Origin of the sequence: Bradyrhizobium sp. S69 (genome assembly GCF_009766005.1) — a bacterium.
Lineage (GTDB): Bacteria > Pseudomonadota > Alphaproteobacteria > Rhizobiales > Xanthobacteraceae > Bradyrhizobium.
The window spans coordinates 54694-81523 of sequence record NZ_LMUK01000043.1 but is presented as its reverse complement, the minus strand read 5'-3'; the positions used below and the strand labels follow the sequence as shown (position 1 = coordinate 81523).

Here is a 26830-nt window from a genome sequence, read left to right as displayed (position 1 = left end):
CACGGCGAGGCCGCTGTCACGGCTTTTTATGGCGGGAGCAGTCGGCGCCTCTAAGGTGTCACTTATGCGCCACCGGCGGCGTGCCGTGGGTATGGAACGACTCGATGGTCTTCAGCCCCCAGGCCTGGCCTTTCTTGCGCTCTTCCTCGGTCCACACGATCGGCTTCCAGTCCGGCGCCAGGATGAGCCGGGCCCCGGCATTGGCGACCTCGACCCGGTTGCCGCCGGGCTCGTAGACGTACAGGAAGAACGTCTGCTGGATCGCGTGCTTGTGCGGGCCGGTCTCGATATAGACGCCGTTCTCCAGGAAGATATCGGCGGCGCGCAGGATCTCCTCGCGGCTGTCGAGCGCGTAGGTGACGTGATGAAACCGGCCGGGCGTGCCGGAATGATCGCGCGAGTAGGCGAAATCGTAGCTCTTGTTCGACATCGTCATCCACATCGCCGCTTCCGTGCCGTCGTTGAGCACGATCTGCTCGGTCAGCCGCAAGCCCAGATAGTCCTCGAAGAAGATCCGGTTCGCTTTGATGTCGACCGCGAGGCAATTGAGGTGATCGAGGCGGCGGACGTTGACGCCGCGCGCCGGAAAGCGCTGCGCCTGGTTTTTCAGCGCCGGCTTGAGCTCGGGCGGCGGCTGATACCATTCGGTCTCGTAATACAACTCGACGATGTGGCCGTCGGGATCGCGGCAACGAAACGCCGGCCCCTGCCCCATATCGCCATCGGTCCAGCCGATATCGAAACCCGATCCCTTCAGCGCCGCGACCCGCCGCTCCAGCGCCTGCGGGCTTCGGGCGCGCAGCGCCATATGCTCCATCCCGGAGGTGTTTGACGCGGTGAGTTTCAGCGAATAGCGCTCGTAATCGTCCCAGCCGCGCAAGTACACCGACTCGCCCTTGCGCCCGCTGATCGTCATGCCCATCACATCGACAAAGAATTTCAGGCTCTCGTCCGGCTTCGGCGTCAGCATTTCGAGATGGCCGAGATGGGCAAGATCGTAAATCGGTTCGGGATTCATCGTTGCGGCATCCTTTCCAACAGCGGACGCGTGACATCGTCGAACAACTCATCCACCGTAAACGCCCGCGGAATAAGTCGCTGCTGCACGCAATAGTCTATGATCATTCTTAGCGAACGGCGGGTATTGTCGTTCGGATAGCGCGGTGTGGCGTCCTTTGCGGCCTCCTGCAGCAGCCGATGCACTTCACGCACCGCACCGGGATTCCGCTCCGACAACTCCTGGCTCACCACCACCATATGGTTGATCGGCAACACGGCATATCTGGCGAACCAGGACAGCTCTTCCTTCGAGCGGTCAGGGAAGAGCAGCTTCAAATCGGGATGCTCGGATTTCTCGCCCAGCACCGCGTCGAGTTCGCCATCGACCAGCATCTGGAGGATTTCCTTGCCGGCAGGCGCCCGCTTCGTGGTGTCCCGGTATTCGGCAACATGGGCGTCCTCAAACGTCACCCAATCGATCGAATCGAGATCGACGCCATGCTCATTGGCGAGAATCCCGCGAAGCCACGCCCCGGTCGCGGTGGTGAAGGAGCGAATGCCGACGCGCTTGCCGTTGAGGTCGCCGGGTTTCAGCGTGCCATGCTTCGCATTGTAGAGCGCATGTCCGTGCTGGAATCGCGCCACCACCACATTCGGCAACAGCACCATCGGCTTGCCGACCGATTTCGCCATCAGATAGGTAACGATCGCCATCTCCGAAACGTCGAAGGCGCCGTCGCGCACCATCGGCTTGAAGCCCTTATTGGTCGGCGAATACTCGGCGAAATCAAACGAAACCAGATCCGATGTGATCGATCCATCCTTCAGCGCGGCCGTATTGGGGTGGGTGCCAAGCAAGGTGCGCAGCCGCGTCGTCATTTCAATCGGTCTCCGGTCGATCGACATATCCCAGCGAAGTTAATCCACCCCCGCATCAAACGCAAAGTTCGATACAAAATCACGGGCCGAGCCGGCGGCGACGCACTATGGCTGCTCACATTCTAGTCACTTGTCGTGGTCACTTGGCGTTGGCCGGCGCATGCGGATCCCACAGATCGGCGCGCCAGTGCAAGGCAACCGCCGCCAGCATCGCAAGCCCCACGGCGACGTAGAGCGTCGCGGTGGCGACAAACCCGACCTGGTCGATCAGGCTGCCGGCGGCCATCAGCCCGAACGGCAGGCCGTAAATCGTCAGCATCCGCACACCCATCACCCGGCCACGGAAACGTTCGTCGGCGGTCCGCATCAGGATGACCGCGATCGTGATCATGGACATGCTTTGCGAGATACCCGCCAGCGTCAGGCTGACGATCGCGGTCGGAACGCTCGGCATGCGCGCGAATACCAGCAACCCGACGTACCACATCGCGGTCGCGCAGATCATCAGCCGCGCGACCCTGACCCTGCCGATCAGGCTCAGCGTGACCGAACCGATCAGCGAGCCGATCGCGAAACCGGCCGAGAGATATCCGAGTATCGTCTGGTTGGCGCCGTAGATCTCGCGCGCGATATAGGGCAGCAGGCCGTTGGTGAAGGGGTATGCGGTCAGGTTGGTGATGAACGCGATCCAGATCCCCGCCCGCATGGCCGGCGATATCCAGACGTGCGAAACCCCTTCTTTGAGGTCGCGCAGCGGCGAGCGCCGCAACGCCCGAACCGCCATTTCAACGGCAGGGCGGCGTTCCGCAGGCACCACGACGCACAGCGTCAGCAACGTGCTGATCACATACAGGCTGACGATCACGACATAGGCCGGCCCGAGGCCCGCACCTGCGAACAATCCGGCGCCACTCAAGGCGCCGGCGATGCGCGCCAGATCCATCGTCGTGCGCGAAACCGCGATCGAACTGATCAATTGATTCGACGGCATGATGGTGGCGACCAGCGCGCCGCGCACGCCGAGATCCGACGGGCGGACCAGGCCCATCAGCGCCGCGATCACCAGGACACAGGAGGCATCCAAATGACCGGTCAGGACCAGCGTCAGCAGCGTGGCGGCAAGCACGATGTAGGACGCCCGCATCACCGCGAGCAGGTCGCGGTGGCCGATGCGGTCGCCGATCACGCCGAACAGCGGCGCCAGCAGCGTCCCGGTGTAATTGAGCGAGGCAAACAAAGTCAGCAGCAGCACCGAGCCGGTCTCGACCAGCACGTACCAGCCGAGGATGATCGTCTCCATCTCGAACGCCCACGACGTCAGGAGGTCGGACGGCCACTGGAAACGATAATTCCTGATACGGAACGGCGCGAGCGCGGAAGGCCACGCGAACTCGCTCAAAACTCGACGCCGCGGCTCATCGCGCTCCACCCTGCCCTGTTTCTTGTTATTTCAGCAGACCGATTTCCAACGCATGGAAAACCGCCTTCTGGAAGCCGGCACAGCCTAACGTTGGTATTACGCATGTCAATCAGGCCGAACGCTGGTCGACGAGCGCAGTCATGCATGGCCACTTGTCATGCTGTTCATTCGCCACGCCGGCGCAACGAAACGAATGCAGCGCGCTCATATCGGGATTGAACTTCGTTTCACGGGCCGATAGCCTGTTGTCTCTGCACAACCGAGGGAGAGGCATCTATGGCGAAGAAAGCGAAGAAAGCCTTGAAGAAAAAAGCTTCGGCGAAGAAAGCATTGGACGGCCGGCACCGCGACAAGACCGGCCGGATCGACAAGAAGCACGGCAACACATTGGTCGGCACATTGCGCAAGACTTATGGCGAGCATTTCGCCAAAGACCGCCGTTCAACCCTTATGTTAAAAACATTGCTCAAGGAGACCGGCACGGAATCCCTGCATGCCTACCTGGCCAAGCATCACAAATCGAAATAGCCAGGATTTTAAAAGGCAGAATCGAAACAGGAAGATTCCTGGAGGTGTCGCAGACACCTCAACATCTGCTTCCGTGGTATGTCGAAGTACCACGGAAGCAGATGTCTCGGAGCGGGACGACCGCGGCAAGCTCGTAGCTATGACGTTTTCGACTGAAGTAGGTACCGGTTCGCATCAGGAAAACGCGTCACAAAATAAGGTCTAGTCGATCAGTTCGACCTTGCCATCGCTCAGGCGGTAGATGCCGCCGATGACTTTCAATTTACCCTCTGCGACCGCGACGCTTAGGATCGGCGTCGCCGATCTGAGTTTGACGACATTGTCGACGACATTTCGCCTGATCGCATTCTGGAGTTGGTCGCCGGGCTGATCCATGCTCGCCTTCACCGCCGGAGCGATGTTGCTGACAAGCGACGGCAGATGGCCCGGCAGCGTGGTATTGTCCTTGAGTGATTTGATCGTTGCGCTCACCGCGCCGCAGCTTTCGTGCCCCAGCACGAGCAACAGCGGCGTGTTGAGGATCGCAACGGCATATTCCAGGCTTGCGACGGTATCGTCGTTGGCGAAATTACCCGCGACGCGACAGACGAACAGATCGCCTCTGCCGCTATCGAAAGCGTATTCGGGGGCGATGCGCGAGTCGGCGCAACTAAGGATTCCGGCGTATGGATTCTGGCCCCCTACCAGCGCCTCGCGTTCGACCTTGAAATCGTGGCGGCGCGAGACGCCATCGACATAGCGAACATTCCCCTTCATCAGCCGATCCAGCGCCGCATCCGGGGGAAGCTCGTTCTGCGGTTTGGGCAATGCCTTGGTGTCCTTGGCGAACGCCGGCGACCCCAACGCTAAACCGGCCGCCGCCCCGCCGACCGATTGGAGAAAGCGGCGCCTTGAGGTTGCCGCGAACAACATGGCCTCGTTAGCGCGACATCGGGTGCACATGGCAGCGTTCCCCCTGCTGGTCGGCATTCATTGCAGTCAGGACACGATACCCGTTCCAACCAAGACAAGCATCCGTATTTCGCGGTCCGCGAACCGATTCCTACTCGTCACCCAGGAAATGAAGGATGGCGAAATTGAATTGTTTGGGGTCCTGAAAAAACGCAAAATGGCTGACATTCGGCAGGATCAGCAGCCCCGCATGCGGGATCGTCGCCGCGATGGCCTCGGTGTGATCGCGCTTGATGGCCTCGTCGTGATCGCCGTCGACAACGAGGATCGGCGTGTCGATGGCCTTTAGCTGCGCATCGCTCCAATTCGGCTGCTCGGCCCACATTCGGCTGATCTGCTCGACGAACGCGTCGTAGTCTCCAGGCGTTGCCGAGAGCGTCCTGTACTCCCGGCCGGCGCGCTCGATATAGCCGGCAAAGGTCGGATTCTTCTCGACGCCGTCCTTGACGCCCGACACCGTTGTGTTCGCCGCAAAGGCGAAGATCTTGCCGATCCTTTCCTTGTGGCGCATGGCGAGATCGATGCCGAGAATTCCGCCGTCGCTCCAGCCCACAATATCGGCTTTGGGGATATCGAGACTGTCCATCAACGCGACGACATCGTCCGCCATCAGATCGTAGCCATAGGGCCGCGTATCGCGCGTGCTGCGACCGTGACCCCGGCTGTCCATCAGGATAACGGTATGATGCGCCGCGACCTCCGCAACCTGGTTGCCCCAATAATCGGTGTTCGCCAGCCCGCCATGCAGGAAGATCACCGGCGAGCCATGGCCGTAGATCGCATAGTAAATGCTGATGCCGTTGACTTGCGCGTGGCCGGCGCGGTCGGCCACGATCGGCGCAGGCGTCGGCGGCAATGTCTCCCATCGTTCACCGGCCAGAGCGGGCCAATTGGCAAGGACGCCAACCAAGGCGAGCAGGAACCGGTGCATCATCATGGCTTCCTCGAAATCTTGGTAAATCAAACGTTAAGCCGAAACTGCCGCCCCGGTTAAGGATTGGTCGCAAGACATCGGTTTTTTTGGCGATATTCGGCAATAAAGCCGATGGATCGCCCCATCAGGCCATATGCCGACCAAGATGTCACAGATTTTACCGAGTCGAGACCATGCCGACTTAACCGTTTCTCCAACCCCACCCACCATAGTGTGGAGGGCAGAATGCGCATCAGATGACGGGCTTCTTACTGTGACATCATTTGGACGGGTAATTTCGGTGCGCGGATCCCTCGCCCGGGTCGGACTGCTGGCGAAAAACCAGATGGGCGTCTCGGAAGTCAGGGCCACCGTCGGGCGCTTCGTCAGCATCCGCTGCGCGAACTCGACGATCGTCGCCATGATCACCGAAGTATCCTGCGAGAACCTGCCGGCGTCGGACAACTACATCGCCATCGCTTCGGTCGATCTGCTCGGTGAAATTCTCGGCATCGCGGACCGCCCGAAATTCCAGCGCGGCGTCACCAACTACCCGACCATCGGCGATACGGTCGAGTTGATCAGCAATCAGGAACTTCGCACGGTCTATGCGCCGTCCGGATCGGACCAGATCAATGTCGGTACCCTGCAGCAGGATCCGTCCGTCATCGCCTATGTCGATATCGAAGAAATGCTTTCCAAGCACTTCGCGGTGCTCGGCTCGACCGGCGTCGGCAAATCCAGCGGCGTGTCGTTGCTGCTGAACGAAATCCTCAGATCGCGCCCGAACCTGCGGGTTTTCCTGCTCGACGTTCACAACGAATATGGCCGCTGCTTTGGCGACCGCTCGCTGGTTCTCAATCCGCGTAACCTGAAACTGCCGTTCTGGCTGTTCAATTTCGAAGAGATCGTCGACGTGCTGTTCGCCGGCCGGCCCGGCGTTCCCGAAGAGCTCGACATTCTCGCCGAAGTCGTTCCGATGGCGAAGGGCATCTATACCCAGTACCAGAATGCCGATCGGGTCGGATTGAAGCGGATCGATCCCAAGACCATCGGCTATACCGCGGACACGCCCGTCCCCTATCGCCTGGTCGATCTGATCTCGCTGATCGACGAGCGGATGGGCAAGCTGGAGAACCGCTCGTCGCGCATCATCTATCACAAGCTGATCTCGCGCATCGAAACCGTGCGCAACGACCCGCGTTATGCCTTCATGTTCGACAACGCCAATGTCGGCGGCGACACCATGGCGGAAGTCATCAGCCATTTGTTCCGGCTGCCGGCCAATGGCCGGCCGATGACGATCATGCAGCTTGCCGGCTTCCCCGCCGAAGTCGTCGATTCCGTGGTCTCGGTCCTGTGCCGCATGGCATTCGATTTCGGGCTGTGGAGCGACGGCGTGTCACCGCTCTTGTTCGTCTGCGAGGAAGCCCATCGCTACGCCTCCGCCGACCGCAATATCGGCTTCGGGCCGACCCGCAAGGCGGTGTCGCGGATCGCCAAGGAAGGCCGCAAATACGGCGTGTATCTCGGGCTCGTGACCCAGCGCCCCGCCGAACTCGACGCCACCATCATTTCGCAATGCAATACGCTGTTTGCGATGCGCCTCGCCAACGACCGCGACCAGGCGCTGCTGCGCTCGGCGGTGTCGGATGCCGCGGCAAACCTGCTGTCGTTCGTTCCCTCGCTTGGCACCCGCGAAGTGCTTGCCTTCGGTGAAGGCGTGGCACTGCCGACCCGGCTGCGTTTCAAGGAAGTACCGGTGCATCAACTGCCGCGCAGCGAGGCCACCATCTCGACGGTGCCGTCCGCATCCAGCGGCCACGACATGCATTTCGTCAGCGCCGTGCTCGAGCGCTGGCGCGGCGCCACGTCGCATCGCGACGTGCCGAACGATCCCACCATCAATGAACGGCCCGCCGCGCGCACGGTCGAGGCGCCGATGCTGCAACCGTCGCTGGGTCTCGATCCCGACCGCTTCTCGCTTCTGAAGAAGCCGCTGCGCTGAGCGCCCAAAGCCACCACCAAAGCGGCGCGCCCGCCCCTGCGCGCGCTTTGCGGCAACACCGTCATCGACTATGGTCTGTGCGCGCCCGCATCCCGCAGGCCGCGCGCCGGAATTTCCAGAGATGAACCAGACCCCGAAACGCTTCCCAGCGCCCCCGATCGACACGCTGCCGGAGGACATCCGCAGCCGGCTGCTCGCGGTGCAGGAGAAATCAGGCTTCGTGCCGAATGTGTTCCTGACGCTGGCGTATCGGCCCGACGAGTTTCGCGCCTTCTTTGCCTATCACGACGCCCTAATGGAGAAAGACGGCGGCCTGACCAAGGCCGAGCGCGAAATGATCGTGGTCGCCACCTCCAGCGCCAACCAATGCCAGTATTGCGTCATCGCGCACGGCGCGATCCTGCGGATCCGGGCCAAGAACCCGCTGATCGCGGACCAAATTGCCGTCAACTACCGCAAGGCCGATATCACGCCGCGCCAGCGTGCCATGCTGGACTTCGCCATGAAGGTCAGCCTGGACGCGGGCACGATCTCCGAACAGGATTTCGCCGATCTCGCCAGCCACGGCTTTACTGACGACGACGCCTGGGACATCGCCGCGATCTCGGCGTTCTTTGCCTTGTCGAACCGGATGGCCAACGTCACGGCCATGCGACCGAACGACGAATTCTACCTGATGGGGCGCCTGCCGAAATAGCTTGCGCCCGCAAAGTGATTCTTTTTTGACGCGTTTTCTTTACGCGAACCGGTGCCCACTTCGCTGGAAAACGCTTTAATCGTCCGACGCCGGTCCGCACCAGCCGGGCAAATAGATCGCGTCCTTGCTTTTGGCAAAGGACATCGACTTTTCCATCGCCCTGGCGAAATCCTCATCTACGCTCTTGCGCGACATCCTCCGGCGCAGGAAATCGGCCCACAGGAATTCGCTGAATGGCGTGGTATCCTTGGCAAAGCCCCCGGCGCGGCGCAGCTCGCCGGCAAGGCTGCGGAACGGATCATCCTTGAGCCCGGTGATCGATTTCGGAATATCCTTGTAGCGCCGGCGCTCGCCCTTGGCGTCGTAGGGATAGACCCATCGCTTGTCGTCCATCACGCTCCAGAACGCATCGGGTTCGACCATGGTGAGATCGCCGATCACGGTGACGAGAATGTCCTTCACCCCCTCCTCGTGAAGCGCGCGCGCCAAATGATGATGATCGACCACATAATGGTTCTTGTCCGGGCCGAGCACCACCGGGATCATATGTGTCCCCAGCATTTCGCCGCGCTTTTTCGCCGATTTGTGTTCGCGCCAGCGCTTGCGCTTCTCCTTGACCTCCCGCATCCCGACCGTCATCTGGGTCGGACGGAGCGTGAGGATCGGGATCGGCCGAAGGATCGGTTCGCGCGTATTCGCCATAACTTGAACCTCTGATCTAGGACTGGGCAAAATCTCGTTTAAATCGCCGCGATTATGCCATGATGCGACAGGCAATTAAATACCTTTAGAGCGTTTTCGAGCCAACGGGTCGCGCGAATGCGCGCCCGATGACAGGCTCCGTGGATACCGGTTCGCGTCAAGAAAACGCGTCAAAACAAGAGTCTAGAGCCCGGTTCTGATTCCATCAGAACCGGAAATGCTCTAGGCGAGCGCTTCAAGAGATTTGGTCGATGTTCAGGCGGCGGAACGGACGAAAATCGAACGAACAGTTCATTCGATTCGGCGATCGCGAAATCATTATCAGCGAGGGCCTTCATCTCAGTTTCTGGGCCGACATCAGCCATCGTTGCATGACCGCCACATGGCCTGCCTTCGTCGGCGGCGCCGCGCTGGTGTTTGTGGTCTTCAACGCGATCTTCGCCTGGCTCTACTGGATCGGAAATCAGCCGATCGCCAACGTCCCCGGCGGCGCCTATATCGACTATCTCTATTTCAGCATCGAGACGCTTTCGACCGCCGGTTACGGCGACATGCACCCGCAGACCCATTACGGGCATTTCATCGCCGCGGTGGAGTTGTTCACCGGCATCTTCTCGATGTCGTTGATGACCGGCCTGATTTTCTCCAGGTTCTCGCGCCCCAACGCGCGGCTGTTGTTCGCGGACAATCCGGTGATTTCAAACCACGACGGCAAGCCGAGCCTGATGATACGTTTTGCCAACGAACGTCACAACGTCATCGCCAATGCCACCGCCAAATTGTGGCTGCTCAGAAACGTCGTGACCCTGGAGGGCCAAACGCATCGACGGTTTTACGAATTGCCGCTGACGCGAAGCGAGCATCCCGCGCTGGCGCTGAGCTGGACGCTCTACCACACGATCGACGAAAACAGCCCGTTCTATCAGCAGACCGCGAAAGACCTCGATGCAACGAGCACCTCGCTCGTGGTGGTGGTGTCCGGGTATGATGTTGTTGCAGCGCAAACGGTCCACGCCCGAAGATCGTACGACCACGCCGACATCCTGTTTGGCCGCAGCTATGTCGATATCCTCGGCCCCCAGGCCGACGGCCGTTTGAGACTGGACTATGGCCGCTTCAACGAAACCATCGAGCAGGCATAGCTGGTTGTATCTCGATCACCTTTTAGTTGGTGCCCTATAACCACAACATTTTCTGTGACACGCGCCGCGAGCGTGCTAATTTACAAACAGGATTCACGGAGCTGGCAGCAGTGAAAAACCAGCGGCCCATCACGGCGGAAGACGAGCATCGCGTGCTGCAATTCCGGCCGCGTAACCCCGCTCTGACGCCGGGGTGGCGGAAGGATCCGGGCGCCGATACGCCGCTGAAGGGCGCCGGTCGGGAGCCGAACGACCTGTCGCGCTATGAGCGGCCCCGGGATGAGCCGGACGACTTTCAGCATCGCATCCTGGCAAATATCGCAGCACTTGCCTTTACCATCGCCCTGACGGCAATCGGAATATGGCTCGCCATGAGCATCCAGGACCTGCGCCGGACTCAGGATTGCGTCCTGATGGGACGCCACGACTGCGTGCGCATCGCCACACCGTCGATCTAGAACAGCGACCTCGGCGGTCTTTTTGCCGGCCGGCGGCCGCAGCCACACCGGGCGCTGCCGAAGCATCGCAATTCCTGTCACGCGGGTGTCGGAAATATCTCATATCACAGTCAAAACCCGCTTTTAGCAGGGCCTTCACATGCGGCGCATCATCGAGAACCTGAAGCTTGGCGACCGCGCGATGCGGTACAGCCATTTCGTGCCGCGGCTGTATAATTACTGCCTTTCCCTCGGTTTCGAACGCCAGCGGATGATGCCGTCGCGGGCGTTCTGCTCGGACGAAAGCCAGGGCTATCCCGTCATTCTGCTGGCGCAGCATTTCGGCACGTTTCCCTTCGACCACGGCCGGGTCGGCGGCAAGGTCGCGATCAACCGCCACGGGCCGCATTCCCATCACGGCGAGGACCTGATCATCGTCCAGGCCAGCCATGTCGGCTACGACGCCGATACCAGACGGTTCGGCGTCTACCAGCGCCCGCGCACCGCCGGCCGCGAGTTCGGCGACAGTTGCGGCAAGATGTGCGCGGTGCTGCATTGGTATCAGCATGAATACCAGCAGGCCCGCGATCACGTGCTGTGCGGCCGCATCGAGGGCGTGCCGACGGTGTTCATCGACAACCAGTTCCTCGATGAACGACGCCACGAGGGCCTGTTTCTGAATATGGACCGGCTGATCGATCACAGCGACGAGCCGCTCAGGGTGCTGAGCACATCAAAGGCGTTTCCGGCCGCAGCGTCTTTTGTGGGCAGCCTGCCCGCAGAAACCTTTGGCGACAAACCGCAGCCAATCGGCTCCCGGCTGACGCCGGCCCTGTTTCATTTTCGCCGCACCCCGACCGAAGGGCGTGAAGGCCACGACGTCCTCGAAGCCGCTCTGGGTCCGGCGATGCCGACGTTGGTGACGTCATCGGAGCCGGCGCTGGACGCCGCGCGCTACCATACCCAGCTCGAATTCGATCGCACCTATCGCAGCATCCTGCACGAGCCGGCCTACCGCGGTAAAAACCTGCTGTTCATTTCGGGACTGAATATCGACATCTCGCCGCCCGAGGGCTTGCCGTTCCCCCTCACCAAATTCATTCCCTGGGCGGCCTATGTCCGGCTTCGTGACGGCCAGAGCTTCCTGCTCGAACAGGACGAACTGACCGAGACACTGCGGGCGCAGTCGCTGGAAAATCCCGACCGGATGTCATTCGATGCCGCGATCCACAAAATGACCGAGGCCGACGGCGTCACCTTCTCGCCCGGACTTTGACCGGCAAGAAGATTAGAGCAGAAACCGCTTGGCGGAAAAGATGATCAGGCCGACGAGGCCGCCGACCAGCGTACCGTTGATCCTGATATATTGCAGGTCGCGTCCGACCTGTAATTCCAGCCGGTTGACCAGCGTTTCGCTATCCCACCGCTCCACCACTTGGGCGATGAAGTTGCCGATTTCGGCGCGGCGCGGTGCGACCAGGCGCAGCAAGGCGATCGCGACCCATTGATTGATCGCGGTCTTGATCTTCTCGTCCTGCGCCATCCAGCCGCCGAGCGCGGACAATCCGCGTTCGAGCCCGTCAGATAGCGGATCGATATACGATGTCGAGCCCGCGCCGATCCTGGTTTCGATCCGGATCCAGAGCTTGCCGACCTGCTCGGCGACCATCGGGTTGCCCAGCATCTCGGCCTTCAGTTCTTCGCCGCGCCCGATCATCTCCGGATTCTCGGCGAGGTCCTTGATCAGCCGCTCGATTGCTGCGCCAAGCTCGAGGCGCCAAGGATGACCGGGATTGCGCATCTCGTCGAGCAGCTGCGACACCCCGCTCATGATCTTGTCGGCGACGATGCCGTCGACCCATTTCGGGATGAAGCGCGAGGATTTCTTCGCAACTGTAGCCTTGATGACGTCGCGATTGTCGACAAGGGCTGTGGCCGCGATCGAGATGGCCTTTTCGACCAGCGCCTGGGTCTCGCCTTGCGCCCAGAACAGCGACAACAATTCCGACGCGAGGGGTGCTGCCGGGACGGCTTCGATGCCGTGGCGTATCGCGCGGGTCAGGAATCCGCCGAGCTGATCGCGCGGCAATGCCTGCAGCATTTCCGGCAGCGCCGTTGCAGCCCGCCGCGCGATGCGCCGTGTGTTCTCGGGCTCCGACAGCCAGCGGGCGATCCATCCGGCGGTATCGATCTCGCGAAGCTTGGCCTCGAGCACCAATGGAGACAGAAAGTTGTTGGAGACGAAACGGCCGAGCGCGCCGCCGATGCGGCCCTTGTTGTGCGGCACGATCGCGGTGTGCGGTATCGGCAGGCCGAGCGGATGGCGGAACATCGCGACCACCGCGAACCAGTCGGCGCAGGCCCCGATCATGCCGGCTTCGGCGAAGGCCTGCAGATAGGCCAGCCAGGGCCATTGCACCGGCGCGAACGAGGTCGCGATGAAAATGACGAACATCAGCCCCAGCAGCGCGGTGGCGAGAAAGCGCATCCGGCGCAGATCGCGCAGCCGGGTATCGGGGACGGGATTCAACACCGGCGTGCTCAGCGGCGGCTTTCGTTTCGCCGCTTGCGGCGTGTCTGAACTGGACACCTCAGCCAATAGCCTGCGCCGGTCTGGTGGAGATATCGGCATAGAGCTGGCGGACCGTGGCGCTGCCATAGGTGCGCTCGAGCCGGCGCAGCGCGAAATGACCCTGCGCGATCCGCTGGAAGTGATCCATGAAAATCACATTGACGGTCGCCCCGCCGACCGCGCCGAGAATCGGTAACGCGCCCGCGGCAGCCTTGTCGGATACGACGAGGCCAAAGCGCGACACGATCTCGCTGACCAGGCTGGTCACCACGGGGGCCGACACGTCGACCGCGCCGCGCTCGGCGACGAACGCCGCGATCTCGCTGGTGTATTTGTTGAGCAAGGCACGGGCGGCGTAATAGCCGATATCGATTTGCTGCCCGGCCGGACGCTTGGCCCCGAATGCGAACACTTCGAGGCACGCCAGCCGCGCCTCGATCTGCGACAGATCCTCGCCCTCGTGCCGCGCGATCGCGGCGATGGCACGGAGCATGAAGGTGGTGGTCAACGGCAGCTCGAACGGAAGCGCCGCGAAACCGATCAACCCGCTGACCCCGCCGGTGACGCCCGCCAGAAACGACGAGAATCCGGTCAGCGGCGGCAGCGTCGCGTCCTCTTCAAGCGTGTCGATCGCGACATCGAGGCCCTTCATGACCGCGGAGCGTACCATCGCGCTCAATTGGCCGTTGGCGAATTTGGGCAGGATACTGAGCACGCGATTGACCGGCACGCCCGCGTAATCGGCCAGCCGCGCGGCGAAATTCGGGTTTTCGAGGTTGTGCACCGCAAGCTTGAGGGCTTCGCGATCGGGCTGGGAAAGAACCGTGGCGAGTTCTGCGATCATTGGTAGCGCAGGATTGGCCGGATACCGTTCATGCTGGCCAGAATGGCCGAGCCGTTGCTGATCAGCGCTGTGACCTCGGGCGTGATCAATCCTCCGGGCAACGCCAATCCGAGCGCCAGCGTGTTCAATCCGGCGACGATCGCATAATTCTGCTTGATCAGCCTGACAGCGCCTTGCGAAATCTCGACCGCCTTGACGAGGCGCCACAGCGAGTCCTCCATCAGGATGATATCGGCGGACTCGTGCGTCACTTCCGCGCCATGCTTCATCGCGATGCCGACATCGGCAAAGCTCAGCGCCGGAGAATCGTTGATGCCGTCGCCGACCATGGCGACGCGGCGGCCCTCGCGCTGCAATTGCTGGATGATGTCGGCCTTGTCGGCCGGCAACATGTCGGCGAAGTGCCGCGTCAAGCCGATGTCGCGGCACACCGCGCGCGCGACCACCGCATTGTCGCCGGTCAGCATGATCGTGTCCTTGATGCCGAGGGCGTGGAGCTTCTGGATCACGGGTTTGCTCTCGGCGCGAATTTCGTCCGAATATGGCACGAGGCCGGCGAGTTGGCCATCGACCGCGATATAGAGGCAGGAATAGCCCTTCTCGTCGAGCGCGCTGCGGTCGGACGCCGACATATCGATCCTGATGTCGCTCTCGCGCATGAAGCGCGAATTGCCGACATGCATGTAATAGCCGTTGACCTGCCCCTCGACCCCGAGCCCGAGCCGGTAGGTGGTTTCGTCGCATGGCGGAACGTTGACCGCGAGTTCGCGCGCGCGGTCGCGCAGCGCCTGCGCCACCGGATGGGTCAGACGGGTTTCCGCCGCGGCGGCAAGGCCGAGCAGATGGTTGGGGGTGATGTGATTCTGGTAGGAGATCACATCGATCACCGCCGGCGTACCGTGGGTCAGCGTGCCGGTCTTGTCGAACACCACGGTGTCGATACCGGCGAGGCGCTCCATATGGCCGCCGCTCTTGATGATGATGCCGGCGCGCGCGGCGTGCGTCATCGACGACAACACCGACGTCGGCGCCGCGACGCGAATACCGGTGCCGTAGTCGACGATCACAAGCGAAAGGAACCGGTTGAAATCGCCGGTCAGGGCCGCGGTGCCGACCGCGAGCCCGAGCGTCGGCGTCACCAGCCGATCCGCAAAGCGCTCCGCATGGTTCTGAATCCGGGTGTCGCCGATCGGCGCGGACTCGACGAGATGCACGATCTGGCCGGCGGTGGTGTCCGAACCGACGCGCAGCGCGCGGATCGTGATCTGGCCTTCGCGGATCACGGTGGCCGCGAAAGCCGCCTCCCCCTTGCCACGGCTGACCGGCAGGCCCTCACCGGTGATGGTCTTCTGGTCGATGGTGGCATGTCCGTCAATAATTTCGCCGTCGACCGGGATCATCTCGCCGGGATAGACCACGACGAGATCGCCGGCGGTAAGCTCCGCCGCCGGAATCGAGACCACCGCGCCGTCCACGATAATCCAGGCACTCTTGGTCTGGAATTCCAGCAGATCGCTGATCGCCCGGCGCGAGCCCGCCGCGGTCAGGTCACGGATCCAGTCGCCAAGCTTGATCAGCCAGGTGACAATACAGCCGGCGAGCGGATTGCCCTGCAGCACCGAGGCGCTGATCGCCAGCGTATCGAGCACATCGATGTTGAGCCTGCTCTCGGTGTCCCACACCTTCCAGGCGCGCTTGGCGATCGGCCAGGCGTTCCACAGCATCAGCGGCATGTTGGCGGCGAACACCACCGGATTGGCGCTGAACGCCATCACCAATGACAATGTCGGCAGCGCCAACGGCATCTGCTTCGACACCGCGGGCGGCGCGGCGGACGCACCCGAACCGGCGGGGGCGCTGGCCGCGAGCGCCTTGATCTGCTCGACCGAGGCGTTGCGGAAACGCTCCAGCAGCAGCCGCAGCACCGGTTCCTGGGCCGGATCATATTCGAGCAGCAGGCTGGCGCAGTCGTAATTGATGCGCGCGGCCTTGACCCCGGCTTGTACGCCGAGCCAGCGCAACACCGCTTCGGCCAGCGAGCGCTTTCGGCATAGTTCGGGAACATTGAGCCGAAGCCGGCCTGGCATTGCGTGACGGACGGAAAAGTTCATTCAATCAATCCAGATCACGATGCGAGTTCTCAGGTCGTCTTCTCAGGTCGTCGCGGCGGCCGCGGCTTCGGCCGCCTCAGCCTCGGCTTCTTCAGCCCGGGCCTCCGGGCTGTTGGCTTCGATCAGATGGTTCAATCCGAACATCGAGAGCGTGACCCAGACCGGGGTCGCGGCATTGGCGCCCACCTCGAGGATCGTGAAGCCGGCAATCGCAGAGGCCAGCACGATCTTGAGGTCGATGGTGTTGCTGGTGGCGGCCTTGATCTGCTTGTCGGTGGCCTTGAAGAAATCGACGATCACCCTGGCGGTATGGGAATTCTCCGCGAGAAATTCCGCCTCTTGCGAAATCTTGCTGGCGAGCGCGTCGATCTCGTTGGTTGGCGGCGGCTGGTGGTGGCCGCCGGTGTGGTGCTGCAAATGGCCGTGAAATTCATCGTGCTGGTCGACGTCGTAATGCAGCACGACACTGCCGGTTGCCGGGTTGACCTCGACCTGTTCGACCCCCGGGATGACCATGAAGGTCTCCTTGATCTGCTCGAGCAGTTCGGGATTGGCCTTGGCCGCACCGACCTTCATGCGGATCCGGCCCGGTACCTGATGCGCGATCTCCAGTTTCATCTTGGTCATCAATGATCTCAGGCTCGGTAAGGCGTCTCGGTCAGGCAATTCCGCCGACGCCGCTCGGGCATCACCAAGGCAATGTCAGCGGTGCAAGGCCCGCTCCACCGAGCGGACCCTGCTCAGGCGCGCGATCGCAGGATCAGGCGGCCGGACGTGACGCCGCGCCGCTGTTGGCCGCGGTTTCGTTCTCGGCCTTCACTTCGGCGACGACGTCGTGGACCTGCTCGCGAGCTTCCGCGAACATCTCCTTCGACTTCTGCGCGAATTTGTAGGTGCCGCGCACCGTCGACTTGAACAACGGATTCAGCGAGCTCGCAAGCTTGGGCAGATATTTCGGCGCAGCCATCGCGGCCACACCGAGCACGAGGCCGGGCAACAACGCGGCCTCGAACAGCGCCGCGCCGGCTGCGATGACGACGACAGTCGCGACCGTCTTGTTGATGCCCCCCTCATGGGATTCATCGTGCTCGCTGGCGCCGTCCGTCTTGTCCGCTGCGTCGTGACCATTCTGGGCCGGATTCATCCTGAAAGTCCTTATGTTACACAGACCGCCAAAGGCCACAGGCGCGAGAGAGATATGTGCGCGGACCCGACATGGATGGTCTATCGGCCAATTAAAAAAGGTTTATGACAGCGATATGACACCTCTTTTACGTGTGTCCAAATGCCGCCCGGCCGGACCGGGTCGGAGCGGTATTATGAGCTTGGTTTTCAGGCCTTTGCGGCTGGCTCGATCAGATCGAGCGACAGCCGGTGTCCGCAATGCGGGCAGATTTCGCGCGATATTTCGACCGGGACCGGTGCGTGATGCTCGCGGCGTGTCTTGAGCTGTTCGAGAAATCCGACGGTGATGACGCCCGAGAACAACGCCAGCGTGCCAATACCGACGATCGAAACGAGGCCGCCCAACAGCTTGCCGGCGGCGGTCGCCGGCACCATGTCGCCGTAGCCGACCGTGGTCAGGGTTTCGATCGCCCACCACATCGCCGCCGGGATCGAATTGAACACGGCGGGTTGTTCTTCTCCCTCGATCATGTAGGCGAGCGCGCCGCTGACCGTCAGAGTGAGGCAAAGGATGAAGAGCAACGCTCCGATCGATTGCGCCTCGTCCCTGAACACCGACCACAGCAGGCTGAAGACCTTGGAGTGTCGGGTGAGCTTGAGCATTCGCAACAGGCGAAGCAGCCGAAGCACCCTCAAATCGCCGGCACCCAATATGCCGAGCATGGCGGGCAACACCGAAACCAGGTCGATCAGGGGAAAGAAGCCTCGCATGTAACGCAGCCTGCCCCACAGCGGATGACCGAAGCGCCCGCCGTGAAGGTCGACCGCGGTCCAGACCCGAAGCAGATATTCCGCGGCGAAGATCGCGGTGGCGGCGCGCTCGGCGCCCAGGAAAAACACCTCATAGCGGGCGCGGATCGGCTCGACCGTCTCCAGGATCACGGCAGCGACGTTCAGGACGATCAGCAGCGCCAGCAGCAGGTTGAACAACCGTATGACCCGGTTGCGCGGCGCGTCGTCGTCGAACAAATGACTGAGGCGGCGGCGCCAAGAAGACCAATGCCCAGAATTCGGACGCGACGGGATCTGGCAATCTTGCACGCGCGCGCCCTCCCTTCTGGAGCTGCGCGGATCATACGAAACAATTATGACGGCACGCCTTGCGATTGCCGCGTCTTGCGATGGACGTCCTGCGCGGGGGACCCTTGCGGCCTGTCCGCTGCCTGAGAGGCCGTGAAACAATCGACGCCGTCATCCCCGGGATGAACGCAATTGCGTTCATCCCGGGGATGACGCTGCCTGTTGTTCTGTCAACGAAGCATTGTAGGGGTGCAGAAGGCGTCATCCTGAGGCGCACCTCGCTGCGGGCCGGCCCACCTGGTCCGGCGCGGTTGAACAAGGCGAGCGGTGGACGCCGAAGGTTGCTGTCACATCCCCGCAATACAAGTTTTGCAATGGTCGGATACGCGACGTCGCACGACCGCCGAGGGAAGCCACCATGACCGCATCCGAACTAACCGCCGAAGCCGCGCTGCGCGAGCGCATTCGCCAGGATATGGCCGATACGCTTGACGAGGAGCTTGAGCTGGAACTCGACGATCACAGGCTCGACGCCGCCGTCGACGACGCGCCCGATCCGTCCGGCCGCGACATCGTCGACCGCAAGGTCTATTTCAAGGAGCTGTTCCGGCTGCAAGGCGAGCTGGTGAAGCTGCAGGATTGGGTCCAGCACGAAAAGAAAAAGGTCGTCGTCCTGTTCGAGGGGCGCGATTCCGCCGGCAAGGGCGGCGCCATCAAGCGCATCACCCAAAGGCTCAATCCGCGGATTTGCCGGGTCGCAGCCCTTCCGGCCCCCAGCGAGCGCGAGCGGACGCAATGGTATTTCCAGCGCTATGTCTCGCATCTGCCGGCCGGCGGCGAGATCGTGCTGTTCGACCGCAGCTGGTACAATCGCGCCGGCGTCGAGCGCGTGATGGGCTTTTGTACCGAACAACAGTACCAGGAGTTCTTTCAATCGGTGCCGGAGTTCGAACGCATGTTGATGCGTTCCGGGATCATCCTGATCAAATACTGGTTCTCGATCACCGACGAAGAACAGCAATTCCGCTTCACCATGCGGATTCAGGATCCGCTGAAGCAGTGGAAGCTGAGCCCGATGGACGTCCAGGCGCGAAGCCGCTGGGAGCAATACACCAAGGCCAAGGAAGCGATGCTGGAGCATACCCATCTTCCGGACTCGCCGTGGTGGATCGTCGATGCCGTGGACAAGAAGCGAGCCCGGCTCAACTGCATCTCCCATCTGTTGGATCAGATTCCCTATTCCGAGGTGCAGCACCAGCCCGTCGTGTTGCCGCCCAGGGTCCACAACCCCGATTATCACCGCGGACCGATCCCGCTCGACATGTTCGTCCCCAACCGGTACTGAACCGCCGCGCGGATTTCAGCACCCGGGCAACGGCCGGCAAGCTTACAATCGCCAGACTGCCGCTTTCGGGGCCACCCGGGCGGCCTTCCCTTGAATGTGCCCCGCGCCACCCCACGGCCCACCTCCATTGAATTGGGGGCGGGCCTCCGTTATACGGGCAGTCGACTCCGGATGGTGGACAGGGCGTTTTCCGGACCCGGTGCCAGGCCGCTTGGCCGCCATTGAATTTATCCTCAATATATCAAAGGCTTAGTGATGTCATCCACATTCGATCAAGTCGCTACGATTATCGCTGAAACCTGCGACATACCGCGCGACACGATCACGCCGGAGAGCCACGCCATCGACGATCTCGGAATCGACAGCCTCGATTTCCTCGACATCGCGTTTGCGATCGACAAGGCGTTCGGGATCAAGCTTCCGCTGGAAAAATGGACCCAGGAAGTCAACGACGGCAAAGCCACCACCGAACAGTATTTCGTGCTGAAGAACCTCTGCGCCCGCATCGACGAACTGGTCGCCGCCAAGACCCCGAGCGCTTAATCGCGCATCATGCACCTCGAATATTTCAAGCTGATTGACCGCATCGTCGAACTCGATATCGGCGAGCGCCGGATCACGGTCGAGGCGCAGGTTCCCCGAACCAACACGATCTTCGAGGGGCATTTCCCGGGCTATCCGATCATGCCCGGTGTTCTCTTGATCGAAGCGATGGCGCAGAGTTCCGGCTGGTTGCTGATTGCGCTGACGAAGTTCGAGCGGATGCCGTTTCTGGCAGCGGTCAAGGAAGCCAAGATGCGCAGCTTCGTCAATCCGGGCGATCTGTTGAAGATCGATGTGAGTCTGGTTCACGAAGGTTCGGGCTATGCGATTACCCAGGCGAAGGTACGGGTTAACAACGAACTGAGGTGCAACGCGACGATCACGTTCGGGGTTATCCCATTCCCGAATCCCGATCTGCGCGGACACATGGAAGCGGAGGCCAAGCGCGTCGGCTTTCCGCATGAGGCGATTCCCACGACGAGCCCAATTTCCACGGACGAGCCCCGGCAATGACTGAGACGAAATCTTCAAATCCGGGATCCGCGGAAGTCTGGATCACCGGCATCGGGCTTGCCACGTCGCTCGGTGAAGGCCTGGACGCGAACTGGGACGCGCTCAATCAGCGCCGCATCAATGTCGATGAGAGCGGCTTTGCGCCGTATGTCGTTCATCCCTGGGCGCCGGTAAACTTCGACACCCAGATCCCCAAAAAGGGCGATCAGCGCCAGATGGAAGCCTGGCAGCGGATCGGCACCTATGCCGCCGGGCTCGCGCTGGATTCGGCCGGCGTCAAGGGCAACAAGGAAATCCTGGGGCGGATGGACATGATCGTGGCCGCCGGCGGTGGCGAGCGCGATCTCGCGGTGGACACCGGCATTTTGCAGGCCGAGGCCAAGGGCAATTCCGCGCCCGGCTTTCTCAACGAACGGCTGATGAACGATTTGCGGCCGACGCTGTTTCTCGCTCAGCTCTCGAACCTGCTCGCCGGCAATATCGCCATCGTCCACGGCGTGACCGGATCGTCCCGCACCTTCATGGGTGAAGAAGCCGCCGGCGTGAATGCGGCGCGTATCGCGCTGACGCGTATTGCCGCGGGCCAGAGTGACATCGCATTGATCGGCGGCTCGCAAAACAGCGAGCGCAAGGACATGCTGGTGCTCTACGAGTTCGACGATTTCAACCTCAAGGACAAATTCGAGCCGGTCTGGGCACGCAGCCCGAAGACCGGCTTTGCGCTCGGCTCGGCCGGCGTCTTTCTCGTCATCGAATCCAGAACCCATGCGGAAGCCCGCGGGGCGAAGCCCTATGCACGCCTGACCAACGTCGTGGCCGATCAGTCGCGCCGCAAGAGCCCCGGCGAGGTGACGGCAACCCTCGAAACATTGTGGTCGAAGCTCGGCAAGCTTAACGACAACGGCGCCATCATTACCGGTGCGACCGGCGCCCAACCGGTCACGTCCGAGGAACTGGCGTTTCTGCGCCACCACCCGGATTTCGCGGTGCGGGCCATCGGCACCGCGTTCGGCCACACCATGGAAGCGCAGTTCCCGCTGGGCTTGGCGCTTGCAGCGATTTCCGTCTCGCGCGGCGCGTTGTACTCCCCGAACGATCCCACCGCGCTGGAGGTTGAAATGTCGAAGCCTCCGACCCAGATTGTGGTGATCGGAGCCGGTCACTGGCGCGGCGAAGGCATGGCGCTTGTCGAAGCGGTCAAGTGAGCACGACGCGGAATTGGCGGGGAAAACATGACAGCTACGCGCGATAAATTCGGCAGGCCAATCGTTGTCGTCACCGGCATGGGCGTGGTGACGTCGCTCGGCATCGGCAAGAGCGACAATTGGGCAAAGCTCACCGCGGGTGAGTCGGGAATCCGAACCATTACGCGCTTTCCGATCGATGGCTTGAAAACCTCGATGGCCGGAACGATCGATTTCCTGCCGGTCGAAACCGCTTCCTCGACCGATCTTTCGGAGCGGCTGGCCGACCTCGTTACCGAAGAGGCCATCGCGCAATCCGCGATCGGGACCACGGCCGATTTTCCCGGACCGCTGTTTCTTGCGGTGGCGCCGGTTGAGATCGAGTGGCCGCAACGCTTGGAACTCGGACGCGATGCCGGAAAAGCCGAGTATGATTACGACGATCTGCTGAGGGTCAGCGGCGGCGGAAAATATGTCGGCTATCACCGGCGCTTTCTGTTCGGTTCGGTGGCGGACTATCTTGCCGAGAAGTACGGCACCAAGGGATCGCCGATTTCGCTTTCGACGGCCTGCGCATCCGGCGCAACTGCGATCCAGCTCGGCGTGGAAGCGATCCGCCGCGGCGAAACCGATGCCGCGTTGTGCGTTGGGACCGACGGCTCGGTCAATCCGGAAGCCCTGATCAGGTTCTCATTGCTGTCGGCGTTGTCGATGCGAAATGATTCACCTCACACGGCGGTGCGGCCGTTTGCCAAGAACCGCGACGGTTTCGTCATGGCGGAGGGCGCTGGCGCATTGGTGCTGGAAAGCTATGAGGCTGCAACCGCGCGCGGCGCCAAAATCCTCGGCGTTGTCGCCGGCTGCGGCGAATTGGCGGACTCCTTTCATCGCACCCGTTCCAGTCCCGACGGCAAACCGATTATCGGATGCGTGCGCAATGCCCTGTCGGACGCCGGCATTGTCCCCGGCCAGATCGATTACATCAATGCGCACGGCACCGGTACGCCGGAAAACGACAAGATGGAATATCTCGGCATTGCCTCGGTGTTCGGAGACCAAACCGGCAGCATTCCCGTCTCTTCCAACAAGTCGATGGTCGGCCACACGCTGTCCGCCGCCGGCGCGGTCGAGGCGGTGTTCTCGCTGCTGACGCTCGAGCACCAGCGGATTCCGCCAACCATCAATTACGACGTTCCCGATCCCGCCATTCCGTTCGACGTGGTGCCCAACAAGGCGCGCGACGCCCGCGTCACCGCGGTGATGTCGAATTCGTTCGGCTTCGGCGGCCAGAACGCCTCGTTGATCCTGACCCGCGAGCCGATTTAATCCACGGACCTGTTGGTCCACGGGCTTTTTGTTCCACACGTCTCGGCACACCACGGCGCCCAACCGGCGATAGGCGGCTCACGCCGGAACAGAACGGATGCATCCCCTGCTCGCTCGCACCAAGGCTCGTCTTCGCACCGGCGCAAAATCGCTCGGCGGCGCCGCGGTCGGCGCCGTCACCATCGGCATGCTGCGCACCACGCGCTATTTCGACCCGATCAAGACCGCCAATTTGTTCGGCCGCATCACCCGTTTCATCGGCCCGAAGCTGCGCGAGCACCGGATCGCACGGGAAAACCTCGTCGCCGCGTTCCCGGAAAAATCGCCCGAGGAAATCGACACCATCCTGGCGGGGGTATGGGACAATCTCGGCCGCTACGGCGCCGAATTCGCCCATCTCGATCATGTCTGGGACTATGACACCACCAATCCCGGCAACGGCCGCGTCGAATTCGATCCGCGCAGCGCCGAATTGTACGACCGCCTGCGCGACGACGGCAAACCCGCATTGTTCTTTGCAAGCCATCTCGGCAATTGGGAATTGCCGGCGCTGGCGGCGGCCGCGCACGGCCTCGACGCCGCGATCCTCTATCGCCGGCCGAATATCGCCTCCGCCGAGCGCATCATCGAAGAACTGCGCAACGTCAAGATGGGCACGCTGATTGCGGCCGGCCGCGACGCGCCACTGCGGCTGGCGCAAGCCCTGCAAAACGGCCAGCACGTCGCGATGCTGGTCGACCAGTATTTTACCAATGGCGTCGAGGTGACGTTCTTCGGCCGCAAGACCCGGGCCAATCCGACGCTGGCGCGGCTGCGGCGGCAGGTCGAGTGCCCGATTCACGGGGTGCGGATCATTCGCCTGCCCGGTCACCGTTTTCGCGCCGAACTGTCCGAGGAAGTCGAGCCGGTGCGCAACGCCTCAGGCGAGATCGATATCCAGGGAACGATGCAGGCCGTCACCAATGTGGTCGAGGGCTGGATCCGCGAATATCCGGAACAGTGGCTCTGGCTGCATCGCCGCTGGCGGTAGAGGCGCCCTCGGGGCCTGTGAAGCTATCCCGGACGTCATCCTGAGGTGCGAGCTCTTGCGAGCCTCGAAGGATGATGTTCAGCTCGGTGCTTGCGGCCATCCTTCGAGGCTCGCCGAAGACGGCGAGCACCTCAGGATGACGGCGTCGATTGTTTCACGGCTCCTCTTCGTGAGGTCGCTGTATGCCGCCGTCACCTACCCGTCTTCACCTTGGTCCAGAGCCGGTTGATGATGCGCTGGGTGGCCGGGTCGCGCGCGGTGATCACGAACAGCTTCTTCAGCGTCGCATCGTCGGGATAGATGTTCTTGTCGTCCAGGATTTTGGGATCGATCAGCTTCTGGCTCGCCAGATTGCCGTTGGCATAAGATAGGAAATTCGAATTCTTCGCCGCGACGTCGGGCCGGTAGAGATAATTGATCAGCTCATAGGCCTCCGCGACATTGCCGGCATCGGCCGGGATCGCAAGATTGTCGAAAAACATCTGCGCCCCCTCTTTCGGGATCGCGTATCCGATTTCGACGTCGCTGTTGGCTTCAGCGGCGCGGCTGCGCGCCTGCATGATGTCGCCCGACCATCCCACCACGAAACAGATCTCGCCGGTGGCGAGCGCACTCAGATATTCCGATGAGTGAAACTTGCGAATGGAGGGCCTGATCTTCGCAACGAGATCGGCCGCCTTCTCCAGATCGGCCTGTTGGGTCGAATTGGGATCGAGCCCGAGATAACCTAAGGCTGCCGGGAAAATATCATCCGGCGAATCCAGCATGTGGACGCCGCAATCTTTGAACTTTGCGAGGTTCTCCGGCTTGAAAACGATGTCCCAGCTGTCGATCCTGGCGTCGGGGCCCGGGATTTTCTGCACCGCCTTGACGTTGTAGCCGATGCCGGTGGTGCCCCACATGTAATTGGCGGCATAGACATTGCCGGGATCGTAGGTGGCGAGCCGTTCGGTCACCACCGGCCAGGCATTGGCCAGATTTGGCAGTCGGGACTTGTCGAGTTTCTGGAACACATGCGCGGTAATCTGGCGCTGCAGGAAATAGGCGGTGGGAACGACGAGGTCATAGCCGGATTTTCCCGCCAGCAACCGGGTCTCCAGCGTCTCGTTGGCGTCGAAAGTGTCGTAGACCACCTTGATGCCGGTTTCCCTGGTAAAATCCTCCAGCACGCCCGGCGCCACGTAGTTCGACCAATTGTAAAAATTGACGGTGCGCTGCTGTGCGCTCGCAGGCAGCGCGGCCGCCGCCAGGATCGTGGCCAGCGCCGCGACACATCGAACCCGAGCCAAACGCAAGCCGCGCATCATGGGCCAATCCTTAGCGGCGATGCACCGCATCCGACAGCCGCTCCAGCGCGGTGTCGAGCGTCGCATCGTTCTTGGCAAAGCAAAACCGCACCACCGACGTCACGGCATCCTGTTCATAGAACGCCGACACCGGGATGGCCGCGACCTTGTAGTCGGTCACGATGCGCCGGCAAAAGGCTTCGTCGGTTTCGTTCAGTCCGAGTGGCGACAGATCGACGGTGAGAAAATAGGTGCCCTGCGAGCCCAGCACCGGAAAGCCGATCCGCTCCAGCCCTTGCGTGAGGCGGTCGCGGCTGCGCGCCAGATCCTTGCGCATGTCGTGAAAATATTCCGCCGGCTTGCCGAGGCCGTAGGCCACCGCGGCCTGAAGATTGGGAGCGGTCGTAAAGGTCAGGAACTGGTGCACTTTCGCCACCACCCGCAGCAGCGGCGGCGCGGCGCAGACAAAGCCGATCTTCCACCCCGTCAGCGAAAATATCTTGCCGGCGGAACCGACCTTGATGGTGCGCTCGCGCATTCCCGGAATCGTAATCAGCGGAATATGTTCGCGGCCGTCGAAGGTCACATGCTCCCAGACCTCGTCGCAGATCGCGACGCTGTCGAACTCCTGGCAAAACCGCGCCAGCAATTCGAGGTCTTCGCGCGGATACACCACGGCGGCCGGATTGAGCGGATTGTTGAACAGGACCGCCTTGGTCTTGTGATTGAATGCGCCGCGCAGCATCTCCTCGGAGAGCCGCCAATGCGGCGGCTCAAGCCTCAACAGCCGCGGGATGCCGCCGGCCTGGCGGATGATCGGCAGATAGGAATCATACACCGGCTGGAAAACGATCACCTCGTCGCCGGGCTCCACCACCGACAGGATGGCGCTGGTGAGCGCTTCGGTGCCGCCCGAGGTCACCATAACCTCGGCCATCGGATCGAGCTCAAGCCCATGCCAGCGGCCGTAATGCGCGGCAATCGCCTGCCGCAACTCCGGAATGCCCATCATCGACGGATATTGGTTATAGCCGTCCATCGTCGCATCCGCCGCCGCGCGGCGAATATCGTCCGGCCCCGGATGGTCCGGAAAGCCCTGGCCGAGATTGATGGCGTTGTTGTCGCGCGCGAGCTGCGACATCGCTTCGAAAATGGTGACGGGAAGGTCGGCAAAGACCTTGTTCATCGAAATCAT

At 61.9% G+C, this 26830-nt stretch carries 26 protein-coding genes; 12 read left to right on the top strand and 14 right to left on the bottom strand.

Going from position 1 to position 26830, the window contains the following annotated elements; translation table 11 throughout:
* Nucleotides 1–58: 58 nt before the first annotated feature.
* The 3 genes from GSQ88_RS22840 to GSQ88_RS22830 form a co-directional block, all read right to left on the bottom strand.
* Nucleotides 59–1018, bottom strand: coding sequence for a catechol 2,3-dioxygenase (locus GSQ88_RS22840; protein ID WP_159010025.1), 960 nt, complete (start codon nt 1016–1018; stop codon nt 59–61).
* Nucleotides 1015–1878: an ABC transporter substrate-binding protein gene (locus GSQ88_RS22835; RefSeq protein ID WP_159010024.1), complete on the bottom strand. Its 864-nt coding sequence runs from the start codon at nt 1876–1878 to the stop codon at nt 1015–1017. The genes GSQ88_RS22840 and GSQ88_RS22835 overlap by 4 nt, the downstream gene beginning before the upstream one ends.
* Nucleotides 1879–2017: 139 nt before the next feature.
* Nucleotides 2018–3277: an MFS transporter gene (locus tag GSQ88_RS22830; protein WP_159010023.1), complete on the bottom strand. Its 1260-nt coding sequence runs from the start codon at nt 3275–3277 to the stop codon at nt 2018–2020.
* A 297-nt stretch (nt 3278–3574) separates the two neighbouring features.
* On the opposite strand from GSQ88_RS22830, the gene GSQ88_RS22825 reads away from it, so the two are divergent.
* On the top strand, nt 3575–3826 hold the full coding sequence (locus tag GSQ88_RS22825; protein ID WP_159010022.1) for a hypothetical protein: 252 nt from the start codon (nt 3575–3577) through the stop codon (nt 3824–3826).
* 201 nt (nt 3827–4027) lie between these two features.
* Here GSQ88_RS22825 and GSQ88_RS22820 read toward each other — a convergent pair whose 3' ends face one another.
* Nucleotides 4028–4738: a carbonic anhydrase gene (locus GSQ88_RS22820; protein WP_246784935.1), complete on the bottom strand. Its 711-nt coding sequence runs from the start codon at nt 4736–4738 to the stop codon at nt 4028–4030.
* A gap of 130 nt (nt 4739–4868) precedes the next feature.
* Nucleotides 4869–5708 (bottom strand): alpha/beta fold hydrolase, encoded by an 840-nt coding sequence (locus tag GSQ88_RS22815; RefSeq protein ID WP_159010366.1) that lies wholly within the window; start codon nt 5706–5708, stop codon nt 4869–4871.
* Between the two features lie 256 nt (nt 5709–5964).
* On the opposite strand from GSQ88_RS22815, the gene GSQ88_RS22810 reads away from it, so the two are divergent.
* Nucleotides 5965–7698, top strand: coding sequence for an ATP-binding protein (locus tag GSQ88_RS22810; protein WP_159010020.1), 1734 nt, complete (start codon nt 5965–5967; stop codon nt 7696–7698).
* 121 nt (nt 7699–7819) lie between these two features.
* Nucleotides 7820–8395 carry a peroxidase-related enzyme gene (locus tag GSQ88_RS22805; RefSeq protein WP_159010019.1) on the top strand — a complete coding sequence of 192 codons (576 nt, stop codon included), beginning with the start codon at nt 7820–7822 and terminating at the stop codon, nt 8393–8395.
* A gap of 75 nt (nt 8396–8470) precedes the next feature.
* On the opposite strand, the gene GSQ88_RS22800 is transcribed toward GSQ88_RS22805, so the two are convergent.
* Entirely contained in the window at nt 8471–9097 is a 627-nt protein-coding gene (locus tag GSQ88_RS22800) for a ParB-like protein (protein WP_159010018.1), read from the bottom strand.
* A 251-nt stretch (nt 9098–9348) separates the two neighbouring features.
* Here GSQ88_RS22800 and GSQ88_RS22795 point away from each other — a divergent pair, with 251 nt between their 5' ends.
* The 3 genes from GSQ88_RS22795 to GSQ88_RS22785 all read left to right on the top strand — a co-directional run bounded on the left by GSQ88_RS22795 (nt 9349) and on the right by GSQ88_RS22785 (nt 11952).
* Nucleotides 9349–10239 (top strand): ion channel, encoded by an 891-nt coding sequence (locus tag GSQ88_RS22795; protein ID WP_159010017.1) that lies wholly within the window; start codon nt 9349–9351, stop codon nt 10237–10239.
* Nucleotides 10240–10349: 110 nt separating this feature from the next.
* Nucleotides 10350–10697 (top strand): hypothetical protein, encoded by a 348-nt coding sequence (locus GSQ88_RS22790; RefSeq protein ID WP_159010365.1) that lies wholly within the window; start codon nt 10350–10352, stop codon nt 10695–10697.
* A 139-nt stretch (nt 10698–10836) separates the two neighbouring features.
* Nucleotides 10837–11952, top strand: coding sequence for a hypothetical protein (locus GSQ88_RS22785; protein ID WP_159010016.1), 1116 nt, complete (start codon nt 10837–10839; stop codon nt 11950–11952).
* A 12-nt stretch (nt 11953–11964) separates the two neighbouring features.
* Here the strand turns inward: GSQ88_RS22785 and GSQ88_RS22780 are convergent, their stop codons facing one another.
* The 6 genes from GSQ88_RS22780 to GSQ88_RS22755 all read right to left on the bottom strand — a co-directional run bounded on the left by GSQ88_RS22780 (nt 11965) and on the right by GSQ88_RS22755 (nt 18357).
* On the bottom strand, nt 11965–13266 hold the full coding sequence (locus tag GSQ88_RS22780) for a DUF445 domain-containing protein (RefSeq protein ID WP_159010015.1): 1302 nt from the start codon (nt 13264–13266) through the stop codon (nt 11965–11967).
* Nucleotide 13267: 1 nt separating this feature from the next.
* On the bottom strand, nt 13268–14092 hold the full coding sequence (locus GSQ88_RS22775; RefSeq protein WP_159010014.1) for an EcsC family protein: 825 nt from the start codon (nt 14090–14092) through the stop codon (nt 13268–13270).
* Nucleotides 14089–16203: a heavy metal translocating P-type ATPase gene (locus GSQ88_RS22770; RefSeq protein ID WP_159010013.1), complete on the bottom strand. Its 2115-nt coding sequence runs from the start codon at nt 16201–16203 to the stop codon at nt 14089–14091. Before GSQ88_RS22770 ends, GSQ88_RS22775 begins: the two co-directional genes overlap by 4 nt.
* Before the next feature lie 42 nt (nt 16204–16245).
* The gene (locus tag GSQ88_RS22765; protein WP_159010012.1) at nt 16246–16830 is read right to left on the bottom strand and encodes an HMA2 domain-containing protein; all 585 of its coding nucleotides are present in this window, start codon (nt 16828–16830) and stop codon (nt 16246–16248) included.
* A 133-nt stretch (nt 16831–16963) separates the two neighbouring features.
* The gene (locus GSQ88_RS22760; RefSeq protein WP_159010011.1) at nt 16964–17347 is read right to left on the bottom strand and encodes a DUF5132 domain-containing protein; all 384 of its coding nucleotides are present in this window, start codon (nt 17345–17347) and stop codon (nt 16964–16966) included.
* A 188-nt stretch (nt 17348–17535) separates the two neighbouring features.
* Nucleotides 17536–18357, bottom strand: coding sequence for an ion transporter (locus GSQ88_RS22755; RefSeq protein ID WP_159010010.1), 822 nt, complete (start codon nt 18355–18357; stop codon nt 17536–17538).
* 469 nt (nt 18358–18826) lie between these two features.
* Here GSQ88_RS22755 and ppk2 point away from each other — a divergent pair, with 469 nt between their 5' ends.
* From ppk2 to GSQ88_RS22725, 6 genes are all read left to right on the top strand, one after another.
* Nucleotides 18827–19753 (top strand): polyphosphate kinase 2, encoded by a 927-nt coding sequence (ppk2, locus tag GSQ88_RS22750; RefSeq protein ID WP_159010009.1) that lies wholly within the window; start codon nt 18827–18829, stop codon nt 19751–19753.
* Nucleotides 19754–20008: 255 nt separating this feature from the next.
* Nucleotides 20009–20296: an acyl carrier protein gene (locus GSQ88_RS22745; protein ID WP_159010008.1), complete on the top strand. Its 288-nt coding sequence runs from the start codon at nt 20009–20011 to the stop codon at nt 20294–20296.
* A gap of 9 nt (nt 20297–20305) precedes the next feature.
* The gene (locus GSQ88_RS22740) at nt 20306–20809 is read left to right on the top strand and encodes a 3-hydroxyacyl-ACP dehydratase FabZ family protein (RefSeq protein ID WP_159010007.1); all 504 of its coding nucleotides are present in this window, start codon (nt 20306–20308) and stop codon (nt 20807–20809) included.
* The gene (locus GSQ88_RS22735; RefSeq protein ID WP_159010006.1) at nt 20806–22014 is read left to right on the top strand and encodes a beta-ketoacyl-ACP synthase; all 1209 of its coding nucleotides are present in this window, start codon (nt 20806–20808) and stop codon (nt 22012–22014) included. Before GSQ88_RS22740 ends, GSQ88_RS22735 begins: the two co-directional genes overlap by 4 nt.
* A gap of 27 nt (nt 22015–22041) precedes the next feature.
* Nucleotides 22042–23319 carry a beta-ketoacyl-ACP synthase gene (locus GSQ88_RS22730; RefSeq protein ID WP_159010005.1) on the top strand — a complete coding sequence of 426 codons (1278 nt, stop codon included), beginning with the start codon at nt 22042–22044 and terminating at the stop codon, nt 23317–23319.
* Between the two features lie 97 nt (nt 23320–23416).
* Nucleotides 23417–24349 carry a lipid A biosynthesis lauroyl acyltransferase gene (locus GSQ88_RS22725; RefSeq protein ID WP_159010004.1) on the top strand — a complete coding sequence of 311 codons (933 nt, stop codon included), beginning with the start codon at nt 23417–23419 and terminating at the stop codon, nt 24347–24349.
* A 191-nt stretch (nt 24350–24540) separates the two neighbouring features.
* On the opposite strand, the gene GSQ88_RS22720 is transcribed toward GSQ88_RS22725, so the two are convergent.
* The gene (locus tag GSQ88_RS22720; protein ID WP_159010364.1) at nt 24541–25653 is read right to left on the bottom strand and encodes a polyamine ABC transporter substrate-binding protein; all 1113 of its coding nucleotides are present in this window, start codon (nt 25651–25653) and stop codon (nt 24541–24543) included.
* 13 nt (nt 25654–25666) lie between these two features.
* Nucleotides 25667–26830 (bottom strand): aminotransferase, encoded by a 1164-nt coding sequence (locus GSQ88_RS22715; RefSeq protein ID WP_159010003.1) that lies wholly within the window; start codon nt 26828–26830, stop codon nt 25667–25669.